At 64.5% G+C, this 4,141-nt stretch carries 6 protein-coding genes; all 6 read right to left on the bottom strand.

The window, feature by feature from the left end:
- Positions 1-182: hypothetical protein (locus DBR20_RS22385; RefSeq protein ID WP_219927825.1), on the bottom strand; the 182-nt coding region annotated here is incomplete at its 3' end.
- Positions 183-200: 18 nt separating this feature from the next.
- A complete protein-coding gene (locus DBR20_RS16795; RefSeq protein WP_108267078.1) occupies positions 201-869 on the bottom strand; it encodes a YoaK family protein in 669 nt (222 codons plus the stop codon).
- A gap of 9 nt (positions 870-878) precedes the next feature.
- Positions 879-1,385 carry a hypothetical protein gene (locus DBR20_RS16790; RefSeq protein WP_108267076.1) on the bottom strand — a complete coding sequence of 169 codons (507 nt, stop codon included), beginning with the start codon at positions 1,383-1,385 and terminating at the stop codon, positions 879-881.
- Complete coding sequence (locus tag DBR20_RS16785; protein ID WP_089240317.1) at positions 1,382-2,782, bottom strand: PhoH family protein; 1,401 nt, start codon at positions 2,780-2,782, stop codon at positions 1,382-1,384. The genes DBR20_RS16790 and DBR20_RS16785 overlap by 4 nt, the downstream gene beginning before the upstream one ends.
- A gap of 84 nt (positions 2,783-2,866) precedes the next feature.
- Complete coding sequence (locus DBR20_RS16780; protein WP_089240319.1) at positions 2,867-3,346, bottom strand: peroxiredoxin; 480 nt, start codon at positions 3,344-3,346, stop codon at positions 2,867-2,869.
- Between the two features lie 92 nt (positions 3,347-3,438).
- On the bottom strand, positions 3,439-3,999 hold the full coding sequence (locus tag DBR20_RS16775; protein WP_025879444.1) for a glycine cleavage system protein R: 561 nt from the start codon (positions 3,997-3,999) through the stop codon (positions 3,439-3,441).
- Positions 4,000-4,141 lie beyond the last annotated feature (142 nt).

Genomic DNA, 4,141 nt, shown 5'->3' with positions numbered 1-4,141 from the left:
GTGTCGGATTGCGGGGACGCCGCAAGTACGTCCTTGTAGGCTTGGCCGCGCCATCCATGGCGCGGACACCCCGCAATCCGACACCGCCCCGCCTTCGACAGCGTCCCGATGACGGTCAGTAGATCCACGCCATGCGTGGATATCGCGGAAATGATCGGATGGACAACGTAGATCCATGCCATGCGTGGGTGACGCCATGCTCAGTGCCGCCAGCGTGCCCACTGCTGGTAGAACACATAGCCCAGGCCGGTCAGTCCGGTCAGCAGGGCAGGGGCGAGCAGGGCGTCGTACTGCCAGCGCACGAACAGCCAGGCGCCGATGACGCCGCCCGCGAGGAAGCCGCTGATGATCAGGCCGCTCAGGGTCAGGCGTCGTATCTGCAGCGGCAGTCCGCGCAGCAGGTGGCCGAGGCCGATGCCAAGGTCGGTGAACATGCCGCTGAGATGGGTGGTGCGTACGACGGCACCACTGAAGGTAGTGGCCATCGCGTTCTGCAGTCCGCAGGCCATCGCGGCCGCCAGTGCGCCCCAGATCTGATGCTGCTTGAACAGCGGAATGGCCGCCAGCAGCAACAGCGACTCCAGCGCCAGCGCTACGCCGTAGCGGCGGCCCAGCTGCAGTGCGCTGTCCTGGATCAGCAGTCCGCTGACCATCGCGCCCAGTGAAAACGCGATCAGCAGACCCCACAGGTGACCGACCTCGCGCCAATCACCCTGCGCCAACGCCATACCGAGCTGGCTGGTGCTGCCGGTCATGTGGCTGACCGCCTGGTGTTCAAAACCCAGGAAGCCGACCACATTGACCATGCCGGCCACGCACGACAGCGCGACCGCGCCGATCCAGACCCAGGTGGGCAGGCGGATTCCCATGGCAGGCCCTCAGGGCCCGCCGAAGCCGCCGTTGAACTGCAGCTCGTTGAAGGTGCCGCTGGCCGGATCGAAGACCGCGCCCCAGAACTGCGCGCCACCATCGCAGACCCGCACCGCTTCGCGGGCGGGTCGCAGACTGTTGTCTTCAGGCAGGTGGAACGCGTTGATGTAGATCACCTGCTTTCCGTCCAGTTCGATGCCCACGTACTGGCGATCGAAATCCATGACATGCGGCACCTGCGTTTCCAGCGATGCCAGCTTCGCTTCCAGCTGGTCCACCTGCTGCCGGCTCGGTGCCCAGTAGCCGCTGACCCGCCCGGCCTCGCGGCCGGGGCTGGGTCGCGAGCAGGTGTCGAGCACCTGCGCGGCGATGATCGGGCGGGTGACCACCCAGGACTGGCCACTGCGTTCGGTGGTCGGCACGCTGGCCGGTCCCTGCGTGGTCGCGCAGGCACCGAGCAGCGTGGTGATGGCGACCGCCATCGATGGCAGCAGCAGACGGGTGCAACGGTTCACAACACCTCCGACGCGTAATCGGCCAGCCGCGAGCGTTCACCGCGACGCAGGGTGATGTGCGCGCTGTGCGGCCAGTTCTTGAAGCGGTCCACCGCATAGGTCAGGCCCGACGTGGTCTCGGTCAGGTACGGGGTATCGATCTGTTCGACATTTCCCAGGCAGACGATCTTGGTGCCGGGGCCGGCACGGGTGATCAACGTCTTCATCTGCTTGGGCGTCAGGTTCTGCGCCTCGTCCAGGATCAGGTAACGCGACAGGAACGTACGGCCGCGCATGAAGTTCATCGAACGGATCTTGATGCGGCTGGCGAGCAGGTCGTTGGTCGCCTGGCGGCCCCAGGTGCCGCCTTCCTGGTTGTGCGTCAGCACTTCCAGGTTGTCGGTCAACGCGCCCATCCACGGCGTCATCTTCTCTTCCTCGGTGCCGGGCAGGAAGCCGATGTCCTCGCCGACGCTGACCGTGGCGCGGGTCATGATGATCTCGCGGTAGCGCTGCTGGTCCATCGTCTGCGCCAGGCCGGCGGCCAGCGCCAGCAGGGTCTTGCCGGTGCCGGCGGTGCCGAGCAGGGTGACGAAGTCGATTTCCGGGTCCATCAATGCGTTGAGCGCGAAGTTCTGCTCGCGGTTGCGCGCGCTGATGCCCCACACGGCATGGCTGCCGTGGCGGAAGTCATCGACAAGGGACAGCACCACCTTGCCATCGCCGACGATCTTGCTGACACGCAGTTCGACTTCGTCTTCGCCCGGCAGGTAGACGTACTGGTTCGGGTACCACTCTTCGCCGTCCTGGGCGAGGACTTCGTAGTGGGTGCGGCCCTTGTCACTCCAGCTGCGCAGATCGTCGCCGTGGCGCTTCCAGAAATCTTCCGGCAGCTCGGTGGCGCCGGTGTAGAGCAGGCTGAAATCGTCCAGTGCACGGTCGTTCTCGTAGTCTTCCGAAACGATGCCGGCGATGGCCGCCTTGATCCGCAGGTTGATGTCCTTGGAGACGAACACCACCGGAATTTCCGGCGTTTCTTCCTTCAGCGCCAGGATCGCGCCGAGGATGGCGTTGTCCGGGATGACCTTGCCAAAACTCTTGCCCGCATCGAAATGGCTGGTCTGGAAGCGCAGCAGGCCAACGCTCTGCTTGCCGCGCAGCTGCAGGCCCTGCGGCCGCTGCAGCGGAATGCCCTCGGCCAGGTTGTCCAGGCCCGAAGCCTGCACCAGCTCGTTGAGGAAGCGGCTGACCTGGCGCGCATTGCGGCTCGCTTCGGTCATGCCCTTCTTGCCGTTGTCCAGCTCCTCGATCACCTGCATGGGCAGGTAGACATCGTGCTCCTCGAATTTGAACAGCGCGGTGGGATCGTGCATCAGCACGTTGGTATCCAGCACGTAGATGCGCTTGCCTCGGGTCATCATCGGTTCCTGGTTACGGACAGGGAAAAACCACCACGACCTGCTGCAGGGCAGGGTGGTGGCGGACAAAGTGGGCGATGGGACTCACTTGGAGGGATGGGCCTTCAGTTCGGCAAGCACGGCGTCGGCATGGCCGGCGACCTTGACCTTGCGCCATGACTGCACGATGCGGCTGTCGGGGGAAATCAGGAAGGTGCTGCGCTCGATGCCACGTACCTGTTTGCCGTACATGTTCTTCATCTTGATGACGTCGAAGGCGGTGCACAGCGCTTCGTCGGCATCACTGACCAGCGGGAACGCGAAGCCCTGCTTGGCACAGAAGTTGTCGTGGGACTTCACCGAGTCGCGGGAGACGCCAAGCACGACCGCACCCGCCTTCCTGAAGTCGGGCAGCAGTGCGTTGAAGTCGATGCCCTCGGTGGTGCAGCCCGGGGTGCTGTCCTTGGGGTAGAAGTACAGCACCAGCCACTGGCCGGCGTAATCGCCGAGGGTGGCCTGGGCGCCGCCGGACAGCGCCAGCGGCAGGGAGAGGGTGGTGCTGTCCAGGGTATCGCCGTTGTTCATGAGGTCCTTCTGTCGAGCCTGGGTTCTTTCTACGACAATTGCATGAAACGCCACGCGCCCGTGAGGAGCGCGCGAAAAATTCAGGGTTTCAATCAGAACTTCATCGGGTCCATGATCGCGTCCAGGTTCAAGTGGTCGCAGAACTCGAGGAAATCGTCGCGCAGGGCAGCGATGTGCATGTTGGCCGGCACGCCGATGGTGACCTGTGCGCTGAACATTTCCGCGCCGGTCTGCATGGCGCGGTAGCGCGTGCTCTGCAGGGTCTCGATGGTGATGCCCTGGCGATCAAAGAAATCGGCCAGCTGGAACAGGATGCCCGGCTTGTCGGCGGCGATCACCTCGACGATGTACGGCAGCAGGTTGGACTGCGCCTGCTTGGCTTCGGTGCGATACCAGACCAGTTTCAGGCCTTCCTCGCGCTCGAGCCGGGTCAGCATCGCTTCCAGCTTGGCGACCGAATCCCAGGAGCCGGTGGCCAGTGCGGTCACCGAGACATCGCGGCCCACGGTGGCCAGACGTGCATCCACCAGATTGCACCCGCTGTCGGCGATGCGGCGGGTGACGGACAACAGGGGGGACTCCGGATGCGTCGTATAGGCGTTGATCAGGAGGTGGTTTTCGCTCGGCGCTGGGCGCGGGGTGGTGTCGGTCAAGGCGATTCCGGGTAATGCATGCGTTAGTCTGAATGCCCGCCAGAGGCGGGGATCCACCGGTGTCCAGCATACTTGCCCGTGCTTTCGCGCCGCAAGTAACATTCAGATCGCCCCCGGCCTTTCGTGGCGGGCGTTTTCCCTC

Source organism: Stenotrophomonas sp. HMWF023 (assembly GCF_003060985.1).
GTDB classification, from domain to species: Bacteria; Pseudomonadota; Gammaproteobacteria; order Xanthomonadales; family Xanthomonadaceae; genus Stenotrophomonas; species Stenotrophomonas lactitubi.
Note: the sequence above shows the minus strand (reverse complement) of the source record. Positions and strands in the feature narration are given on the sequence as shown.

Excerpts from the sequence above, each read along its gene's own strand:
- DBR20_RS16785 (WP_089240317.1), bottom strand. The coding sequence starts at position 2,782 with ATGACCCGAGGCAAGCGCATCTACGTGCTGGATACCAACGTGCTGATG.
- DBR20_RS16795 (WP_108267078.1), bottom strand. The coding sequence starts at position 869 with ATGGGAATCCGCCTGCCCACCTGGGTCTGGATCGGCGCGGTCGCGCTG.
- DBR20_RS16780 (WP_089240319.1), bottom strand. The coding sequence starts at position 3,346 with ATGAACAACGGCGATACCCTGGACAGCACCACCCTCTCCCTGCCGCTG.